The sequence below is a fragment of the Mesorhizobium sp. Cs1321R2N1 genome (assembly GCF_037179725.1).
GTDB lineage: Bacteria > Pseudomonadota > Alphaproteobacteria > Rhizobiales > Rhizobiaceae > Mesorhizobium > Mesorhizobium salmacidum.
Genome location: NZ_JAPYKP010000046.1, coordinates 17,237 through 37,047, shown reverse-complemented (window position 1 = coordinate 37,047; position 19,811 = coordinate 17,237). Strand labels below are relative to the sequence as shown.

The 19,811-nt window shown below is 63.1% G+C and carries 15 protein-coding genes and 1 pseudogene; 5 read left to right on the top strand and 11 right to left on the bottom strand.

Going from position 1 to position 19,811, the window contains the following annotated elements:
* Positions 1 to 111 (top strand): annotated as a pseudogene (locus O7A61_RS14555) (IS630 family transposase); the annotation flags it as partial.
* 140 nt (positions 112 to 251) lie between these two features.
* Here the strand turns inward: O7A61_RS14555 and O7A61_RS14550 are convergent.
* Genes O7A61_RS14550 through O7A61_RS14535 form a run of 4 tightly spaced genes read right to left on the bottom strand, consistent with a single transcriptional unit; the run spans position 252 to position 4,329 of the window.
* Positions 252 to 902, bottom strand: coding sequence for an ABC-type transport auxiliary lipoprotein family protein (locus O7A61_RS14550; protein ID WP_337130393.1), 651 nt, complete (start codon positions 900 to 902; stop codon positions 252 to 254).
* Positions 903 to 939: 37 nt separating this feature from the next.
* Positions 940 to 2,313, bottom strand: coding sequence for an MlaD family protein (locus tag O7A61_RS14545; RefSeq protein WP_337130392.1), 1,374 nt, complete (start codon positions 2,311 to 2,313; stop codon positions 940 to 942).
* 14 nt (positions 2,314 to 2,327) lie between these two features.
* Positions 2,328 to 3,137, bottom strand: coding sequence for an ABC transporter ATP-binding protein (locus O7A61_RS14540; RefSeq protein WP_337130391.1), 810 nt, complete (start codon positions 3,135 to 3,137; stop codon positions 2,328 to 2,330).
* A 4-nt stretch (positions 3,138 to 3,141) separates the two neighbouring features.
* Positions 3,142 to 4,329: an ABC transporter permease gene (locus O7A61_RS14535; RefSeq protein WP_337130390.1), complete on the bottom strand. Its 1,188-nt coding sequence runs from the start codon at positions 4,327 to 4,329 to the stop codon at positions 3,142 to 3,144.
* Between the two features lie 77 nt (positions 4,330 to 4,406).
* On the opposite strand from O7A61_RS14535, the gene dgcA reads away from it, so the two are divergent.
* Positions 4,407 to 5,390: an N-acetyl-D-Glu racemase DgcA gene (dgcA, locus tag O7A61_RS14530; RefSeq protein ID WP_337130389.1), complete on the top strand. Its 984-nt coding sequence runs from the start codon at positions 4,407 to 4,409 to the stop codon at positions 5,388 to 5,390.
* Here dgcA and O7A61_RS14525 read toward each other — a convergent pair.
* Both O7A61_RS14525 and O7A61_RS14520 read right to left on the bottom strand, forming a co-directional pair.
* A complete protein-coding gene (locus O7A61_RS14525) occupies positions 5,361 to 6,575 on the bottom strand; it encodes an MFS transporter (RefSeq protein WP_337130388.1) in 1,215 nt (404 codons plus the stop codon). The two genes, dgcA and O7A61_RS14525, sit on opposite strands and share 30 nt — an antisense overlap.
* 130 nt (positions 6,576 to 6,705) lie before the next feature.
* On the bottom strand, positions 6,706 to 7,488 hold the full coding sequence (locus tag O7A61_RS14520; RefSeq protein ID WP_032936358.1) for a UDP-2,3-diacylglucosamine diphosphatase: 783 nt from the start codon (positions 7,486 to 7,488) through the stop codon (positions 6,706 to 6,708).
* Positions 7,489 to 7,640: 152 nt separating this feature from the next.
* Between O7A61_RS14520 and O7A61_RS14515 the strand changes: the two genes are divergently transcribed.
* From O7A61_RS14515 to O7A61_RS14505, 3 genes are all read left to right on the top strand, one after another.
* Positions 7,641 to 8,420, top strand: a complete 780-nt coding sequence (locus O7A61_RS14515) for an SDR family oxidoreductase (protein ID WP_027146364.1) — start codon at positions 7,641 to 7,643, stop codon at positions 8,418 to 8,420.
* 168 nt (positions 8,421 to 8,588) lie between these two features.
* Positions 8,589 to 10,913: an NADP-dependent malic enzyme gene (locus tag O7A61_RS14510; protein ID WP_337130387.1), complete on the top strand. Its 2,325-nt coding sequence runs from the start codon at positions 8,589 to 8,591 to the stop codon at positions 10,911 to 10,913.
* Positions 10,914 to 10,982: 69 nt separating this feature from the next.
* Positions 10,983 to 12,182 (top strand): DUF2865 domain-containing protein, encoded by a 1,200-nt coding sequence (locus O7A61_RS14505; RefSeq protein WP_337130386.1) that lies wholly within the window; start codon positions 10,983 to 10,985, stop codon positions 12,180 to 12,182.
* Here O7A61_RS14505 and O7A61_RS14500 read toward each other — a convergent pair.
* The 5 genes from O7A61_RS14500 to O7A61_RS14480 form a co-directional block, all read right to left on the bottom strand.
* Complete coding sequence (locus O7A61_RS14500; RefSeq protein ID WP_337130385.1) at positions 12,100 to 13,473, bottom strand: glutamate--tRNA ligase; 1,374 nt, start codon at positions 13,471 to 13,473, stop codon at positions 12,100 to 12,102. The genes O7A61_RS14505 and O7A61_RS14500 overlap by 83 nt on opposite strands.
* Positions 13,474 to 13,644: 171 nt before the next feature.
* On the bottom strand, positions 13,645 to 14,775 hold the full coding sequence (locus tag O7A61_RS14495) for a hypothetical protein (RefSeq protein ID WP_337130384.1): 1,131 nt from the start codon (positions 14,773 to 14,775) through the stop codon (positions 13,645 to 13,647).
* Between the two features lie 239 nt (positions 14,776 to 15,014).
* Positions 15,015 to 16,820 (bottom strand): ABC transporter ATP-binding protein, encoded by a 1,806-nt coding sequence (locus O7A61_RS14490; protein ID WP_337130383.1) that lies wholly within the window; start codon positions 16,818 to 16,820, stop codon positions 15,015 to 15,017.
* Between the two features lie 492 nt (positions 16,821 to 17,312).
* The gene (locus O7A61_RS14485) at positions 17,313 to 18,989 is read right to left on the bottom strand and encodes an NAD+ synthase (protein WP_337130382.1); all 1,677 of its coding nucleotides are present in this window, start codon (positions 18,987 to 18,989) and stop codon (positions 17,313 to 17,315) included.
* A 63-nt stretch (positions 18,990 to 19,052) separates the two neighbouring features.
* Positions 19,053 to 19,769: a DNA-3-methyladenine glycosylase I gene (locus O7A61_RS14480; protein WP_337130381.1), complete on the bottom strand. Its 717-nt coding sequence runs from the start codon at positions 19,767 to 19,769 to the stop codon at positions 19,053 to 19,055.
* Between the last annotated feature and the right edge of the window lie 42 nt (positions 19,770 to 19,811).

Here is a 19,811-nt window from a genome sequence, read left to right as displayed (position 1 = left end):
GCCATCAGGACCATCGACGCCCTGTGGCAGGCCATTGGCGATATCTGCAATCTCTTCTCCCCAACAGAATGCAGAAACTACTTCGCTGCCGCAGGATATGGACTCACATGAAAGTCCGCCGCTCTAGACGACGCGCTGTCCGTGACCTACACCCTGCAGCACCTGATGAGGACTGGAAAGCTGCGGCCGGACGCCTTCGAACATCGGTAGCCCGAAAGAGGCCGGTTGGAGGATCCCTGCGCGCCTGGCGCTCAGATCACCGAATCGGTCCAGCGAACGATCTGCTTGGCCGCATCGCCGAAGGCTGCGTCGAGAGCGCCGACATAAGCGGGGTTGCCGCTGCCCGACACGGGCGCGGATGCGGTGAAGCTCTTGGAAGCCTTCACTTCGCCGTTGCGATCGTTGAGCAAGCGCACGAACAGGTCGACCTCGGCATGTTCGCCGCCATCGACGCGCACCTCGAAGGACCGAACCTCGACGATCACCTGGTAGTCGATCGCCAGCCCCTCGCCCGGTTTCCCCACTCCGGCAAAGCTGCCCGAGCGCTGGAACGTCTCGGCCAGCCGCGCCTGCACGACCAGCGGCAGGCGATCAGCCCATTGCGCGCCCTTCAGATATTGGATCGAGCGGTCGGAGGGTTTGATGACGATGTTCTGGCTGTCCAGCGCCTTCAGCGCCGAAGGCTGGGCGATCAGAATCTGCCGGCGGCTATGGCCATGCGCCTCGACCATTGGCGCCGACAGTTCGAACGTGTCGAGCGGTGCCGGCTTGCCGCCCAGCACCGCACAACCGGCAACTGTCAGGACAAGCAGCGCCGCGGCTGATCTCAACCCGCCCGTTCCAAGCCTACTCAACGTCACGCGTGATCCCCGTTGTCCCCGGATCGTAAGATCAACCCGCATTCACGAGCTATGTTCTTGCTGCGGGCCGGCGCCGAAGTCAACGCCGCGCCCTGCCGTCGAACTGCCGAACCTCGCCTTCGCCACCCGAAAGGATGCGCTGCGGATTGCGGCTGAGGTCCGTCACCGCCTCCTCGATGCGGTTGATCGAGCGGCGGCTGTCCTGCACCAGCGCCTCGACATTCTGCAGCCCCTGGCCGGAGAAGCGCGCCAGATTGTCGGTAATGACCCCAAGGCGGGCATTCAGCGTGTCGGCGACCTGCTTGAAGGATTTCAGCGTAGCCCTTGCGTCGGCCATCACGCCGTCGGCCTGGCCCGAGCCGAGCAGCTTGTCGACCTTGGCGAGGATACCGTCGACCCGCACCGAGGCGTCGTTAAGCCGTTGCGCCAGGTGCCTGACGTCCTTGATTGTCTGGTCGATGTCGTCGGCCCGATTGGCGATCTTGCCGGTCACCTCCGCGATGTCGGCCGCCGCCTTGTTGGCGCTGTCGCTGGCCTTCCGGATGTTGGCCAGCGCTTCGCGCACCTGTGCCGGGTCGATGCCGTCGAGCACGCCATCGACCTTGGCCAACGTGCCTTGCGTCTGCTTGGCGAAGTCGTTGACCGATCCCACCGCCGTATCGACGTTCTTGATCACGCCGTCGAGCTGCCGCGAGGTTTCCTTGAGGTTGCCTGTCACCGTATCGACGTTGGAAACGATGCTCTTGATCTTGTCCTTGTCGACGGCATTGAGCAGGCCTTCCGCCGCCTTCAGCGTGCCGTCGAGCTTTCCTGAAACGCCTTTCAGCTCGTCGGACAGCGCGCTGACGGCGGACAGGAATTTGTCGATGCCCTCGGAATTCCTGGCCAGTGCATCGGAAAATGTCTGCACGTTGTGCACGGTCTGCGTCAGCGGCCCGCGGACATCCTTTGTGAAGCCTTCCAGCTCCGTCAGCACCTTGTCGGCGCGGGTGAAGATGTTCTGCGCCGTCTGCAGCAGATTGGTCACGGCCGAAGGGTTGGCGACGATCTCGGCGACCTTGCCTTCCTTTTCGGCCTGGTCGAGCAGCTTCACTTCCTTGGGATCGGCGCCCTTGAGCTCGATATTGGCCTGCCCGGTGAGGCCGGCGAGGCCGATATCGGCCTGCGTCGACTTGGTGATCGGCGTCATCCGGTCGATCTCGGTGTCGGCGATGGCGACAGTTGGATTGTCGACGTCGATATAGACGCGCTTGACGTCACCAACCTTGACGCCGTTGAACAGCACGAAGCTGCCGCGGCCGAGACCGGAAGCCGAGCCCGGAATGCGCACCCGCAGCAGCGTCGTCTCGCCCCTGTCGCCGATCGCGGCCGTCCAATAGACGAAGCCGAAAGCCGCCAGGATCGCAACCAGCGTGAAAATGCCGACAATGACGTAGTTGGCTCTGGTTTCCATTGCTTCACTTATGGCTATGCACGTGCGGCAAGATCAAGTTGCCGGGCGCGTTTTCCGCGGAAATAGGATTTCACCCACGGTTCCTCGCTCTTCAGCATGTCGTCGATAGTGCCTTCGACCAGCACCTTTTTCTTGCCGAGCACCGCCACGTGGTCGCAAGCGGTAAACAGCGTGTCGAGGTCGTGGGTCACCATGTAAACGGTCAGATCCATGGTGTCGCGCAGCTTGACGACGAGCTCGTCGAACTCGGCCGCGCTGATCGGATCGAGGCCCGACGTCGGCTCGTCGAGAAAGACTATGTCCGGATCAAGCGCCAGCGCCCTGGCAAGCGCGGCACGCTTGATCATGCCGCCGGAGAGCTCGGAGGGAAATTTCTGCGCCGCGTCCGGCGGCAGGCCGACCAGCTCGATCTTCAGCAGCGCCAGCTCGTCCATCAGCTTCCTGGGCAGGTCGAGATATTCGCGCATCGGCACCTGCACGTTCTCCATCACGGTCAGCGCCGAAAACAGCGCACCATGCTGGAACAGCACGCCAAGACGCATGTCGATGCGTAGCCGCTCGATATCGCTTGCCTTGTCGACGTCGACGCCGAACAGTTTGATTGTTCCCGACTGCTTGGGCATCAGCCCGAGAATGGTGCGCAACAGCACGGACTTGCCGGCGCCCGAGGCTCCGACGAACCCCAGTATCTCGCCGCGCGTGATGTCGAGCGACAGCTTGTCGAGGATCAGCTTGTCGTCAATGGCAACGGTGACGTCGTGCACCGAGAGGACGATTTCACTGTCGTCCTCGCCCTTCACCTCTATCCCGTTGCCCTTCGCCATCTTGTCAGAACTCGATCGCTGCGTAGAACATGGCGAAAAGCCCGTCGAGGATGATGACGACGAAGATCGACTTCACCACCGAAGCGGTCACGTGCTGGCCGAGCGATTCGGCACTGCCGCCGACCTTCATGCCCTCGACGGAGGCGATCGTGCCGATGATCATGGCCATGAACGGCGCCTTGATCAGCCCGGCGAAAATCGTGCTGAGATCGATTGCGACACGCAACCGGTCGATGAAGGCAGCGGGTGGGATATCGGAGTAAAGCCAGGCAGCGACAATGCCGCCGCCGAGCGCGGCGAAATTGGCGATGATCGTCAGGCAGGGCAAGGCGATCACCAGCGCTACAAGGCGCGGAAAGACCAGGACGCCGATCGGATTGAGGCCGATGACCTTCAACGCGTCGACTTCCTCGCGCATCTTCATCGAGCCGATTTCGGCGGTGATCGCGCTGCCGGAGCGGCCGGCGATCATGATTGCCGTCATCAGCACGCCGAGTTCGCGCAGGATCAGCACGCCGACGAGATCGACGACGAAGATATCGGCGCCGAAATAGCTGAGCTGATAAGCGCCCTGCTGGGCAACGATGGCGCCGACGATCGCCGACATCAGCACCACCACGGGGATTGCGCCGACGCCCATGCGATCGATCTGGTTGAAGATCGCCGCCGGGTTGACGGCATGGCCGCGGCCGAGCTTCATCTGCGCGCCGCGGATGGTGGCGCCCAATATATTCATCGAAGCGAGGAAATCGTCGCGCATCTCGTAGACGCGCCGGCCAACCGCCTCCAGTGCCCGAATGACAATGTTGGGCGGCCGCGCCGGTCCGGATTCGGGTTCGCGCCGGACAGCTTCGCCGACCGCGTCGAGCAGGATGGAGGCGATCTCGCTTTGGCCTTGCAGACGGACCTCGACGTTCTTCTTCTCGAAGGCGCTGACCAGCCGGTCAATCAGCCAGGCGCCGGCGGTATCGATCTTCTCAATTTTTGAAAGATCAAGCGCCAAGGTCTTGAAACCGCTTCGTTTCTCGATTTTGCGCATGTCGGCGTCGATCAGCGCCACGGTCCGTGTCGTCCAGATACCGGAGAACGCACAGCCGAGGACGCCATCTTCCTCGCCGACCGCCACGCGCGGGTCGTGGTCACCCCCCGAGGCGGTCGTGCCGCTTGCGTCGCGCTTGCCTATGGTCAACATGGCGTCCTGTTTAGCCTGATGGGTCCGACCTTGTCGATTTGCCGACAACCCTTCTCGCATAGCCGGAGCAGAAAAATATGGCGCGTGTCATTTCGGTCGAGGCCGAGCGGTTTCCAATCGCCGGAACCTTCACCATTTCGCGCGGCTCCAAAACCGAGGCCGAGGTCATCACCTGCACGATCAGCCAGGGCGGTCATAGCGGGCGCGGCGAATGTGTTCCTTATAAGCGCTATGGGGAGACCATGGAGGGTGTTCGCGATGCGATCGAGGCGATGCGCGACCGGATCGCCAGCGGGATGGACCGCACCGCCCTGCTCGACGCAATGCCTGCTGGGGCGGGGCGTAACGCCATAGACTGTGCCCTTTGGGACCTTGAAGCCAAGATCAGCGGCAATCCGGTGGCGAACGCAATCTGGCCGGCCCCGTTGCATCAGCTCGAAACCGCCTACACGCTGTCGCTCGGCGAACCGGAAGCGATGGCGGCGCAGGCTCGCGCCAATGCCGGCAGGCCGCTGCTCAAGGTCAAGATCGGCGGCGACAACGACATCGCCCGCATCCGGGCGGTGAGACAGGCAGCACCCGAGAGCCGACTGATCCTTGATGCCAATGAAGGTTGGACCGACGACAACATTGTCGCGAACTTCGCCTTTGCCGCCGAACAGGACATCGCTCTGATCGAACAGCCGCTGCCGGCGGGCCGGGACGGCATCCTGCGCCACATCGCGCATCCGGTGCCGGTCTGCGCCGACGAAAGCGTTCATGAAGCGGGGAACCTCGAAGCGCTTGTCGGTCTCTACGACGCCGTCAATATCAAGCTCGACAAATCCGGCGGGCTGACGGCGGCGCTCACCTTGCGCGACCGCGCCCGTGAACTGGGCTTTGGCGTCATGGTCGGCTGCATGGTCGGCACGTCGCTGGCAATGGCGCCGGCTGTGCTGCTTGCGCAAGGAGCCGATTTCGTCGATCTCGACGGGCCGCTGCTGCTTGCCCGGGACCGTGTGCCGGGCCTCGTTTACCAGGGATCGCTCGTCTCACCGCCGGACCGGGCGCTGTGGGGCTGAGCGCGCGGCAAGCCCGATCAGCACGAGGCCAATGATCGCGATCGGGATCATCGCAAGGAACCCGTCGACGCCCAGACGGTCATAGAGCGGACCGGACGCAAGCGTGACGGCGGCCATGAAGAAACCGTTGAAGAAATAGGCGATGCCTTGCGCGGCACCCGTGCGCTCTTCGGACACGGTCTCGGCGATCATCTTCTGCAGGCCGATCAGCACCATCGCGACAGACACCGAATGCAGCGACTGCACGGCGAAGAACCCGCCGACGCCAAGGCCGAGCGGCCACACCAACGGAAAGGCGAACCAACGCACGATCGAACCGATGCCGGCAATGAGCATTACCCGGACGACGGATACGGAGGCGAAAATGCGATTGAACAACAAAAACATGCAGACTTCGGAGACGACGCCCCAAGCCCACAGCAAGCCGACGACGGAATCGCTGATGCCGATCGATTTCCAGTAGATCGAGACGAAGCCGTAAAGGAAGGCATGGCTGGCGGTGATGATGCCGACGCCAAGCGTGAAATAGAGGAAATAAGCATTAAATAGCCCCGGCGCCGCGTGCTGGATTTCCGCCGCCGACAGCGGCGAGGCTTTGCGCGGCCGGCCCATGCGCGGCGCCAGCAGGCCTGCGACGAGTGCCGCGCCAAGGGCAAGGAATATGATCACCGGAACGGCTGGAGGGCCGCTGGCAGCCAGAATGAAGCCTCCTGCGACATTGGCCAGGAGATAGCAGACCGACCCCCATTTACGCATGCTCGCATAATTGGAACCGAAGCGGCGCACGCCCGAAAGCGCGAGCGAATCGGCGATCGGCGAATGCGGCGTCCAGACAATGGTCAGCAACAACGACACCGCCAGCACCGTCGCGTAGGTCGGTGTCAGGAAGTACCCCGCGGAGAGCAGCAGCGAGGCCGCGACCAGTACGACATAGACGTCGGCGCGGTCCCTGGCTCGATCGGCAAGTGTCGTCAGCAGCGGCGTCGTCAGCACGCGCAGGAACATCGGCGCTGCCAGGATGACGGCGATCTGTTCGGCGTGAAATCCCTTGGCCTGCAACCAAAGCGGGAAATAGGGCAAATGGGTGCCAAGCGATATGAACAGCGTGCCGAAGATCAGGCTCATGCGCAGCTCAAAACGGCTCGGCTTCACGAGTTGTTCGGGCGAAAGCGGCGGCAGCAGCATGAATCGATCCAATGACGCTGCGCTCAACGACCGGCGAGCAGCGAGAACCGATCCTTAACATGAGGAAAAACCGGGCGAAACCGGCTGGACCAGCCGATTAACACCAGAAAGTGCAGGGCCGGCTTCCGCCTCAGGCGGCCTGCACCACCCTGTCCTCGATGAGCATCGGGATGAAGGGTTCGTCAGGCGCTTCAGGCAGGATATGCGCCCAGGTCAGGATTTCCATGCGGCCGTCGAAATGCTCGACCACGGCGGTGCAACTCTCCACCCAGTCACCGGTGTTGATATACTGCACGTCGCCATAGCTTTCGATGGCGGCATGGTGGATATGCCCGCAGATGACGCCGTCGACATGCGAGCGTCGCGCCTCCTCGCTGAGCACCGTCTGGAACGAGCCGATGAAGTTCACCGCCTTCTTGACTTTGACCTTGGCCCAGGACGAAAACGACCAGTAAGGCAGGCCGAGCAGTTGGCGCAGCCGCGTGATCACCCGGTTGACCTGCATGGCGGCGTCATAGGCATGGTCGCCGAGATAGGCGAGCCAACGCTGGTTGTGGACGACGGTATCGAACTGGTCGCCATGGATGACCAGCAGTCGCCGGCCATCGGCGGTTTCGTGGATGGCGCGGTCGGCAACGACGATGCCGCCGAAATGCACGCCCTGGAACTGGCGGGCGAATTCGTCGTGATTGCCAGCGATATAGGTGATCGAGGCGCCCTTGCGCGCCTTGCGCAGCAGTTTCTGCACGACGTCATTGTGGCTTTGCGGCCAGTGCCAGCTGCGCCTCAGGCGCCAGCCGTCGACGATATCGCCGACCAGATAGATGATGTCGGCATCGTGGTAGCGAAGGAAGTCGATCAGGAAATCAGCCTTCGCCGCCTTCGATCCGAGATGGACGTCGGAAATGAACATGCTGCGGAAAGTGCGGGGCTCTTGGCCTGGCATCGCGGATTCACCCTTGCTTTCGAGCAGCCTATGCCCCGATTCATGCAACAACCGTATGACGGTTGCGATTGGTCCAGCGCTGGCGCTAGCCTGCCGGGCAAATCAAGGAGAAAATCATCATGGATCTCGGTATCCGCGGAAAGAAGGCCATCGTCTGCGCTTCGAGCAAGGGGCTTGGTCGTGGCTGCGCCATGGCGCTGGCCGAGGCAGGCTGCGACATCGTCGTCAATGGGCGCAATGCGGAGCTGGTCGCCAAAACCGCCGCGGAGCTGCGCCAGCGCCATGGCGTGACGGTGACGGAGGTCGTCGGCGACGTTTCGAAGCCGGAGGTACAGAAAGCGTTGCTTGCCGCCTGTCCCGAGCCTGACATCCTCGTCAACAACAATGGCGGACCGCCGCTTCGCGATTTCCGCGAGCTCGATCGTGGAAAGATTCTCGAAGGCGTTACCCAGAACATGGTGACACCGATCGAACTGGTGCAGGCGGTCATCGACGGCATGGCGGCGCGCGGCTTCGGGCGCATCGTCAACATCACCTCGTTGTCGGTCTATGTCCCAATTCCCGGCCTTGACCTGTCATCTGGTGCGCGCGCCGGCCTGACGTCGTTTCTCGCCGGCGTGGCGCGCACGGTGATCGAGCGCAACGTGACCATCAACAGCCTGCTGCCGGGCAAGCTCGATACCGACCGGCTGCGCGGCCCGCATGAGGCCGGCACGCCAGAGGATCCCAAGGCGGCCGCGGCGCGCAAGACCCGCATCAGTGCCGACGTACCGGCCAAGCGGCTCGGCACTCCGGAGGAATTCGGCCAGATCTGCGCCTTCCTGTGCTCTGTCCACGCCGGCTATCTGACCGGGCAGAACATACCTGTCGACGGCGGTCTCTACGTCAGCGCCTTTTGACCTGCGAAGCAGGGCAAACTGATTTCGCATGAAACAACCGTAACCAACTGAGAAATATTGGATTTTTCCGCGCCGACATTTAAGGCTGCCGGCGCGTCAATTAGCGTCGCGAAAAATCTTGGCCTCATGCTAAAAGGACTTTCGAAGCAGGTTTGGAGGAGCGGCCGCATGGAAGGCGAGAACAAGAAAACGGCACGTTCGGACCTCGACGAAGCCGCCCTCTACTTCCATAAGCACCCGACGCCGGGAAAGCTCGAGATCCAGGCCACCAAGCCACTCGGCAACCAGCGCGACCTGGCGCTCGCTTATTCGCCCGGCGTCGCCGCCCCTTGCCTGGAGATTCGCGACGATCCGGCGACTGCCGCCGATTACACGGCGCGCGCCAACCTGGTCGGCGTCGTGTCGAACGGCTCGGCGGTGCTCGGCCTCGGCAATATCGGGCCGCTGGCCTCCAAGCCGGTGATGGAGGGCAAGGCGGTCCTGTTCAAGAAGTTCGCCGGCATCGACGTCTTCGACATCGAGATCGACGCGCCGGAAATCGAGCGCATGGTCGAAACCATCGCCGCGCTGGAACCGACTTTTGGTGGCATCAACCTCGAGGACATCAAGGCGCCGGAGTGTTTTGAAGTCGAAGAACGCCTGAAAACTCGCATGAGCATACCGGTGTTCCATGACGACCAGCACGGCACCGCCATCATCGTCGCCGCCGCCGTGCTCAATGGGCTGGAATTCGCCGGCAAGACCATTTCGGACATCAAGGTCGTCACTTCCGGCGCAGGTGCTGCCGCCCTTGCCTGCCTCAATCTGCTCGTTTCGCTCGGCGTGCGCGTCGAGAACATCTGGGTCACCGACCGTTTCGGCGTCGCCTACAAGGGTCGTGTCGACGAGATGGACCGCTGGAAAGACCCTTATGTAAAAGACACAGAGGCGCGCACGCTCGCCGACGTCATAGCGGGCGCCGATGTCTTTCTCGGCCTCTCGGCCGCCGGTGTGCTGAAGCCGGAGCTGCTGCAACACATGGCGCCGAAGCCGTTGATCCTGGCGCTTGCCAATCCCAATCCGGAGATCATGCCGGAAGTGGCGCGCGCGGCGCGTCCGGACGCCATGATCTGCACGGGCCGGTCCGATTTTCCCAATCAGGTCAATAACGTGCTTTGCTTCCCCTATATCTTCAGGGGAGCGCTCGACTGCGGCGCCAGCGCCATCAATGAGGAGATGAAGATGGCGGCGGTGCGCGCGATCGCCGCCCTTGCCCGCGAAGAACCTTCCGATGTCGCCGCGCGCGCCTATTCGGGCGAAACGCCGATCTTCGGACCGGAATTCCTGATCCCCTCGCCCTTCGACCCGCGCCTCATCCTGCGCATCGCGCCGGCCGTCGCCAAGGCAGCCTGCGACACCGGTGTGGCGACACGGCCGATCACGGACTTCGCCGCCTATATCGACAAGCTCAATCGCTTCGTCTTCCGCTCCGGTCTGGTGATGAAGCCGGTGTTCTCCTCCGCCAAGTCCTCGAGCGCCAAACGCGTCATCTACGCCGACGGCGAGGACGAGCGTGTCCTGCGTGCCGCCCAGGTTGTGCTTGAGGAAGGTATCGCCGAGCCGATCCTGATCGGCCGCCCGCACGTCATCGAGGTCAGGCTGAAGCGTTATGGCCTGCGCATCAAGCCCGGTGTCGATTTCGGCCTGATCAACCCGGAGGACGATCCGCGCTACCGCCACTATGTCGACCTCCTGATCGAACTCGCCGGCCGCCGCGGCGTGACGACAGAGGCCGCGCGTACCATGGTGCGCACCGACAACACGGTGATCGCGGCGTTGGCGCTGAAGCGCGGCGACGCCGACGCCATGGTCTGTGGCCTCGAAGGCCGTTTCGAGCGGCATCTGCGCAACGTGACGCTGATCATTGGGCCGCGCACCGGCATCAAGGACCGGGACCTGTCGACCCTTTCCATGCTGATCTCGCAGCGCGGCATCATCTTCCTCACCGACACTCACGTCTCCGTCGACCCCACGGCCGACGAAATCGCCGAGATGACCGTGCTGGCGGCGGAAGAAATCCAGCGTTTCGGCATCGAGCCGAAGGCGGCACTGCTGTCGCATTCGGATTTCGGCTCGCGTGATTCGCCGAGCGCGCTGAAGATGCGCCAGGCCGCGGCCATTCTGGCGCGCATCGCGCCGGAGCTGCAGTGCGACGGTGAAATGCATGCCGATTCCGCTTTGTCGGAGCATCTGCGCCAGCGCGTCTATCCGCATTCGCGTCTGAAGGGCGAAGCCAATCTCCTGGTGTTCCCGAACCTCGATTCGGCCAACATCACGCTGACGGCGCTGCGGGCCATGATGGATGCCCTGCATGTCGGCCCCATCCTTCTCGGCACCGACAAGCCGGCGCACATATTGACGCCCTCGGTGACCTCGCGCGGCGTCGTTAACATGACGGCGCTGGCGGTGGTCGAAGCCGCGCACAAGGCGCAGGCGATCGCCAATCTGGACTGACTTCCGAAATGGACGATTAACCGCGAACGGGTTAGCCTTGGCGACCAGAGGCAAGCGGGATCGAGGCGGATGGCAAGCGGAGGTTTGAAGCAGGCGCATGCTGCCGTGCTGCTTGGCCTTCTGCTGTCCGGCGCAGCGGTCAGCGAGCCGCAGGCCGCTTCACGGGTCTGCCGTCAGCTGGAGGCCGACCTCGCCGCGGCCTCACGCGGCGGTGCCGGCGGTCCGGCACTGGTCCGGAAATACGACGCCGCGATCGAAAGGCAGCGCGAACAGATCTCGAAGGCTCGCGGCCAGGCGAACAGTGCCGGCTGTGGGTTCTCGCTGTTTTCGCGCAACATCAACCAGTGTGCCAGGCTGAACGCCACCATCGAGCGCATGAACGCCAATCTCGACAGTCTGCAGGCCAAGCGTGCCCAACTCGCCGGCGGCGGCGGTTCACGCCGCGACCGGGGCCGTATCCTGGCGGCGCTCGATGCCAATGACTGCCGTGACGATGCGGTGGCACCCCGCCGCGCGCCTCCGCAGGAAGCCAATCGTGAAGATGGGGCCAATGCCAACCTATTCGATCAGCTTTTCGGCGGCGGCAACCGGCAGATCGATACGTTGGACCAGCCTGACGATTCCGGCGAGGAACGCGACGTCAGCCGCGTCCTCAACCAGCCCGGCATTCCGGACGTTGCGAGCAGCGGCGGCGAATTCCACACCAGTTGCGTCCGCACCTGCGATGGCTACTTCTTCCCCATGTCGAACGCCGCCTCGGCCGGCGATTTCGAGCGCGACCAGAAGAATTGCGAATCGGCCTGCCCCGGCACCGAGATGCAGGTTTTCTATTCGCGCGGCATGGACGACGATTCGGCATCGATGACGTCATCGGTCACCGGCAGCCCCTATGGGGAATTGCCAACCGCCTATCTCTACAAACAGCCCAACATGTCGCGGCCGCCCGCTTGCGGCTGCAATGCCGCGCAGAATTTCCAGATCATTGGCGGCAACCCGCCAAGTCAGCAACAATCACAGCCCGAACCGGATGCGGCGCCGACTATTCCGGCCTCGAAGCCTGATCCGGGTGCCGACCCCGAGACCCTGGCCAATAGAGACGGCGGACTCGACCGTGAAGCCATCAAGCGCCTTTCGGCCAAGCCGGTGGCATCGCCGGTTTCGGCCCTGCCTCCGGAACAGCGCAAGGTCAGGGTCGTCGGGCCATCGTTCCTTCCCGACCCATCAGCGGCAATAGATCTGCAAGCTCCGGCCCCGAAGGCAGCCCAGTAAGGGCAAGCCTGAGCGGCATGAACAGCGCCTTGCCCTTGCGGCCGGTCGCTTCCCTGATCTTGCCGGTCCAATCCTTCCAGACCGTCCCGTTCCACGGTTCCTCAGGCAGGAGATCGAGTGCCTGATGCAGAAAATCGCGGTCGTCATCGGAAAACTCGGGCTTCTCCTGCGGCCCTTCGCGCAGGACACGCCACCAGGCAACCGCATCGGCCAACCGGTCGATATTGCCGCGCACCGCCAGCCAGAACGGTTCGGCGTGTTCGCCTGAAATACCCAGCACCATCAGCCGGTCCCGCGCCTCGTCGAACGGCATACGCTGCAGCAGCACCCGGTTGAGCACGAACAGTTCGGCCGGATCGAACTTGGACGACGATTTCGAGGTCGCGGCCGGATCGAAATGGCCGGCAAGTTCGGCCAGGTCATGCGCGGCCGCGACATTCTCCGATGTGCCGACCAGCACGGCCAGCGAAGCGACGGCCATCGGCTCGATGCCGTCTTCGCGCAGGCTCTGGATGGAAAGTGCGCCGGTGCGCTTCGACAGCCCCTCGCCCGAGACGGTGGTCAGGAGATTGTGGTGGCCGAAGACCGGCGGCTCGGCACCCAGCGCCTTGAACAGGGCGATCTGCACGCCGGTGTTCGTGACATGATCGTCGCCGCGGATGACGTGGCTGACGCCCATCTCGATGTCGTCGACAACGGAGGGCAGCGTGTAGAGATAGGTGCCGTCCTCACGCACCAGCACCGGATCGGACAGCGAAGCCAGATCCACAGTCTCCTCGCCACGCACCAGATCGTCCCAGTGGATTTCGGTGCGCTCCGGCTGCCGCGGATCGCTGGAGAAATTGGGCAGCAGGAAACGCCAATGGGGCCGGCGGCCGTCGGCCTGATATTCGGCCACCTGCTCTGTCGTCAGCGCCAATGCCTCGCGGCCATAGACCGGCGGCAGGCCCCGCGTGCGGCGCACCTTGCGCCTGAGGTCGAGTTCTTCCGGCGTTTCGTAGCAGGCGTAGAGAACACCAGCCGCCTTCAGCCGCTCGACCGCAGCGTCATAGACTTCGAAGCGCCGCGACTGATAATCGGTGACATCCGGGAAGATGCCCAGCCAATGCAAGTCGTAGAGGATGGCGTCGGCGAATTCCTGCTTCGAGCGGGCTATGTCGGTGTCGTCGAAGCGCTGGATGAAGCGGCCCTTGTTGTTGAGGGCAAACAGCCAGTTGAACAGAGCGGTGCGCGCATTGCCGATATGGATGCGGCCGGTTGGTGACGGGGCGAAACGAACGGTAACTGTCATGAGCGGGGCGTACCGGATGCCTTTGTGATTGACAAGATGCGCCCCCGCGCCGTGCCGCAGACATAGAACATGGCGGCTGGAATGAAAAGACCGGGCTGGGCACAGCCTCAGGCGGCGCGTGGGCTGCGGCCCGTCCGGCGGCGGAGTCGACGAAGAGGTCGTTGAAGACGATCAGCGGCCGAAGTCGTCGGAACTGAGGCGGGTCCAGCGGTCGCCCATCAACCCGCCGATAGCGATGTCGCCGGAGCGGACCGCTTCCGTGACATCGGGGATTCGCGAGCGGACCATCGTCCCCCCGGCATAACGGAAGAAGAGATTCCTGTAGCCGAAGAGGTGAGGCATGAACTTGCTCTGGGTCTGTCCGGTGATGCCCACGCAGCCCATATCCCGCGCAGCCGCGACAAGGCCTTCCAGCGTCGCGCCCCAGTGGTGTCCGGAAGCCTGGATCTGCAACAGGATCGCTATGTCGCCGGCTTGACCGTAGAAGGCGTAGCAACCGAGCATTTTGCCCGTCGCGTCGTAAGTCCCGCCGAAATGAAGTGGGCCGTCGGCCCGCTTCTCGGTCGCCAGTGCGAGCAGCCGGGGCAGTTCGCCATCCCTCCAACTCGGTCGAAGGGCGTAATCGGACAAGAGGGTCGGCAGCCGCTCTGCAAATTGCGCGGCATTGATCGGCTCGGCATGGACCCGTTGCGACGATGAATGCTGGACGGGCGGTTCGAACCTTCGTTTCGCGAGAACGTCGAATGCTCTCGCGCAGGGATCGAGTGCCAGGCGAGGCAGGCGGGGCCATTTGCGGTGCAATGCGGCGGCGGCCATCGCGGCCGGCCGGAAAACATAGGTCCATGCCAGACAATGGACCGGCAGGAGTTGGTATTTCATCGGACGAGCGAAGGCCAGAGATACCCGGTTGGCCGAATCGGTCAGCTGCAGATCGAATTCGCCTTGATGCAAGGCACGCAGCAATTGCGGTCCGGCCGAGCCGTGATCGGCGCCAGGGTCGGCCATGAACGGACCGATGATCGCCGCATTCAATGCCGCTCCGTTGAGCTCGTAGCGGGCTTTCAGGACGCCAAGGAACCCACCAAGATCGCCCTGCCGGTTGATCTGGACAAGAGCGTTGCTCTCACCGGACTGGCCGGCAGGGTCAAGATAGATCTTCCCCATATACTCCGCCGTTTCCGCGATCGCGCGATCGAGGAGGTGACGCCGACGCCGGCGAAACTTCGTCAGGAAGAGTGCGGCGACGCGCTCGAGATCTTCGGCGGCAAGCGGCCGAACCGAGCCGTGCTGGGATTCCAGCACCGATGGCGCAGCCACCTTTTCCACACCGGTAGTTTCGGAATCAAGACGCATTGTGAGACCGCTTAGATTGCTTCTTTGGTACACAACAACCAAAAGTAGAGAAACGAATTTCGGTCGGTAACGTAAACAGACGTCGCAAATCGATGCCTGGAAAAGGGCTGGCGGGTTCGCTCAGCCAGCATACGCCAAGTGATAGGCACTCCGGATGGCCTCCGGCCAAAGCCGGAGGTCATCTCAGGTCAATCGACGAGGCCCTTGGTCAGCTCCAGCGCCTGGCGCTCGAACAGGCGGCGGTAGATGCCGCCCTTCAGGCGGATCAACTCGTCATGCGAGCCTTCCTCGACGATCTTGCCGCGATCGAAGACCAGCAGCCTGTCGAGTGCCCTCACCGTCGAAAGCCGATGCGCGATGACCAACGTCGTGCGGCCGACCATCAGCCGTTCCATCGCCTGCTGGATCAGCACCTCGGATTCCGAATCGAGGCTCGACGTCGCTTCGTCCAGGATCAGGATGCGCGCATCGGCCAGGAAAGCGCGGGCGATCGCCACGCGCTGGCGCTCGCCGCCCGACAGTTTCACGCCACGCTCGCCGACCAGCGTGCCATAGCCCTTCGGCAGGTTGGCGATGAAGTCGTGCGCGCTCGCCAGCCTGGCGGCATGCTCGATCTCCTCCTGGCTGGCGCTTGGCCTGCTATAGGCGATGTTTTCGGCCAGCGAACGATGGAACAGGATCGGTTCCTGCTGGACGATGGCGATCTGGCCGCGCAGCGACGCCTGGGCGACTTGTGAGATATCCTGGCCATCGATCACGATCTTTCCCGCGCTAACGTCATAGAGCCGCTGGATGAGCTTGACGAATGTCGTCTTGCCCGAACCCGAGTGACCGACGAGTCCGACACGTTCGCCTGGCGCGATGTCGACCGAAAAGTCGCGGTAGAGCGGCGACCGGTGATTGCCGTAGTGGAAGGCGACGTTGTCGAAGGCAATGTGACCCTGCGTGATGGCAATCGGTCCGGCGCCGGGCCGATCTTCGATACCGAGCGGTTCTGACTGGAAATCGACCAGTTCCTCCATGTCGTTGATCGAACGCTGCAAATTGCGAATATGTGTGCCGATATCGCGCAAATAGCCTTGCAGCACGAAGAACGAGGTCAGCACAAAGGCGACATCGCCGGCGCTCGCCTGCCCCCACGACCACAGCATCAGCGCTAGGCCGATCACCGCGGCGCGCATGACCAGCAGCAGCACCCCTTGCGTGGTGCCGTTGATGGTGCCGCGCACCCAGGTGCGCCTTGTGCGGGCGCGCCATTTGGCAACCACCCTGGCGAGGCGGCGCTCCTCGCGCTCCTCGGCGCCAAAGCCCTTGACCACGGCGTTGCAGCTCACCGCGTCGGCCAGCGAACCACCGAGACGCGTGTCCCAGGTGTTGGCGAGCCTTGCCGCCGGCGCGACATAGCCGAGCGACAGCATCGCCGTCACCATGATGAACAGCACCGAGCCGGCTGCGACGACCACGCCCATCAGCGGCCAGAACCAGCCGAGCAGCAGCGTCGAGCCGGCGAGCATGACAACGGACGGCAGCAGCGCGATGAGGATGGTGTCGTTCAGCAGGTCGAGCGCCCACATGCCGCGCGTCACCTTGCGCACGGTCGAGCCGGCAAAACTGTTGGCATGCCAATCGGTCGAAAAGCGCTGAACGCGATGGAAGGCGTCGGCCGCGATGTCGGCCATCATCTTGAGTGTCAACTCAACGATACCCATGAAGGCAAGGTTGCGCAGCACGACCCCGGTGAGCGCCAGCGCCATCAGAATCAAGAATGCCGTCATCGCTGCATTCCAGGCAATGGCGTCCGCGCCGGCGCTGCTGGCGACGGCGTCGACCAGCCGGCCGGAATAGAGCGGTGTCAGCACGTCGGCCAGCGTCGACAGCAGGAAACCGCCCATGATCAGCGAGAGCCGCCAGGGCTGACGCCGCCAATGGATGAGCGTGAACCCAAGAACGCTGCGAAAGGCGCTGGCGCGCAAATCGATCTTGAAACGAGCCATGATGTCATTCGGGCGCAAACGAGCCCGATCCCAGTAAGGTCGAAAATTGAAAAACCGCGCCAGGCGAATGGCCCTTGAATGCGGAGGTTCGGCTATGGTTGGTCGCCTGCCCTTGGGCGGCGAACGGCAGCGGCAAATGCCTTTCCTGCGTCCGGTGTGGTTCCGATACTTCGGAACACCGGCGCAGACCTAGGCCTCGCGGCCTCGCATAACGATGTCAAATCCGGGCATTCGGTCCTCCCTGAAGGGAATCGCGGAGACGCCGTTATACGGACGCTTCGATCGTTCGCCAAGGCAAGCTATGGCCAAAAGCACTTCTGGTCCAGCCGATGAGGCGATTTTGCAACAGTCGGACCTGTACCTATCGTCGCCGCATGGTTTTCACCCGGCAGGCCATCAACGGGTCGGAGGTCGCTCGGAAATCGATCCGCGACAGTCGCCATGCTTGCGCCCGCAGCATCGCGCACTCTCGCTCAGCAAGCGAAAAGACGCCTATCCACGATCCCTGAAACGGTTGGTGATGGGATAGCGGCGGTCGCGGCCAAAATTCTTCCTGGTGATCTTCACACCCGGTGCCGCCTGCCGGCGCTTATATTCGGCGATGTAGAGCAGATGTTCGATGCGCGTCACCGTCGCCCGGTCGTGGCCACGCGCGACGATGTCGTCGACGCCCATTTCGTTCTCGACCAGGCATTCCAGAATATCGTCCAGCACCGGATAGGGCGGCAGCGAATCCTGGTCTGTCTGGTTCTCGCGCAATTCGGCCGACGGCGCCTTGTCGATGATGTTCTTCGGGATCACCTCGCCCGAAGGTCCGAGCGCGCCCGGCGGCACATGACTGTTGCGCCAGCGCGACAGCGCATAGACCTGCATCTTGTAAAGGTCCTTGATCGGATTGAAACCGCCGTTCATGTCACCATAGAGCGTGGCGTAGCCGACCGACATCTCGCTCTTGTTGCCTGTGGTCACCACCATGGAGCCGAATTTATTGGAGATCGCCATCAGGATGGTGCCGCGCGCACGGCTCTGCAAATTCTCCTCGGTGATGCCTTCCTTGGTGCCTTCGAACAACTGCGTCAGCGTGTGCAAAAATCCTTCGACCGGCTCGAAGATCGGCACGATGTCATAGCGGCAGCCGAGCGCACGGGCGCAGTCCTCGGCATCCTTGAGCGAGTCCTTCGAGGTGTAGCGATAAGGCATCATGACGGCACGCAGCCGCTCCTCGCCGAGCGCATCGACCGCAAGGGCGGCACAGATCGCCGAATCGATGCCGCCGGACAGGCCGAGCACCACGTTCTTGAAGCCGTTCTTGTTGACGTAGTCGCGCAGGCCGAGCATGCAGGCGCGGTAGTCGGCCTCCTCCTTGTCCGGGATTTTCGACATCGGTCCTTGCGAACAGACCCAGCCGTTGTCCGTACGTTTCCAGATGGTGACATCGACCGCGTCCTCGAACTGGCTCATCTGGAAGGCGAGCGTCTTGTCGGCCCCGATGGCGAAGGAGGCGCCGTCGAAGATCAGCTCGTCCTGGCCGCCGAGCTGGTTGGCATAGATCATCGGCAATCCGCATTCGATGACCTGCTTGATGACGACCTGGTGGCGAACGTCGATCTTGGCGCGATAGTAGGGCGAACCGTTCGGCACCAGCAGGATTTCCGCGCCGCTTTCGGCCAGCGTCTCGCAGATGCCGACCTCGCCCCAGATGTCCTCGCAGATCGGTATGCCTATGCGCACGCCGCGGAAGTTGACCGGTCCCTGGATCTCGGGCCCTGCCTGGAAGACGCGCTTCTCGTCGAACTCGCCGTAGTTCGGCAGGTCGAGCTTGTAGCGTTCGGCGATGATCTTGCCGCCATCGGCGAAGACGATGGAATTATGCGTGCCGCTCTTGCGCTTCAGCGGCGTGCCGATGATGACGCCCGGACCGCCGTCGGCGGTATCGGCGGCAAAGTCCTCGGCGGCGCGCTCGCATGCCCTGAGGAAGGCCGGCTTCAGCACCAGATCCTCCGGCGGATAGCCAGCAAGGAAAAGCTCGGTATAGAGCACGAGATCGGCGCCCTGGCGGGCGGCATCCGCCCTCGCCTCGCGTGCCTTGGCGAGGTTGCCGGCGACGTCACCGACGGTCGGGTTGAGCTGGGCGATGGCGATACGCAGTATGTCGAGCTTCTTGGTCATGCTGCTGACTTAGCGCGGCGGAATTCACCCCGCAATGGCGTTCGTTTGGACCAATTCAGACCGTCAATCGTCGCCCATATAGTCGCGCAACGATTGCGGAGAGTGGTTTTCGCCGATCGACATCGCCAGGATGCGCGAGATGTGCCGGCGCGGCAGGCCTGTCTCGTCAGCCCATCGGTTGATCTGGATCTGGACTTTGTCGAGGTCCTTCTTCGATGTCGGATTTTCGGCGATGTCGAGGCCCGCGTCGCGAAGCGCGGCCGCCATGTCGGCCGAAATGACGAAAGCATCCCAGCCCAGCCAGCGCAGGAAATACTGGCCGGTGTTGCCGCCGAGCCGGCTGCCATGCTTGCCCAGATAAGCCGTCAGCCCGACCTGGTCGTCGGCGGGCCATTCGGCGAGAAAATTGCCGAAGCCGCCATGTTCCCTGGACACGCGTTCAACGAAAGCGGCGTTGTCGCGAACGGATTTGATCTTCTGCGGATTGCGCACGATGCGTTGATCCGAAGCCAGATCGTGCCAGAAATCGTCAGGCTGGAACAACAGCCGCTTGGGCTCGAAGCGCAGGAACGCCTCTTCGAATCCAGGCCATTTTTGCTCGATGACCCGCCAGACGAAACCGGCGGCGAAGACGCGCTCGGCCATCGTCGAGAGGATACGGTCATCGCTGACGTCGGCCACCGCCGCATTGTCGGGCATCGGCCCCAACAGGGAGGTCAGTTCCACCTCACCTCCCTTGCGATTTGCCGCGCGAGCGCGAATTTTCTTGAAGTCGGCCATCGGTTCCCCTCGTTTCGCCTCAATCTAGCACTTCCCGCCCGG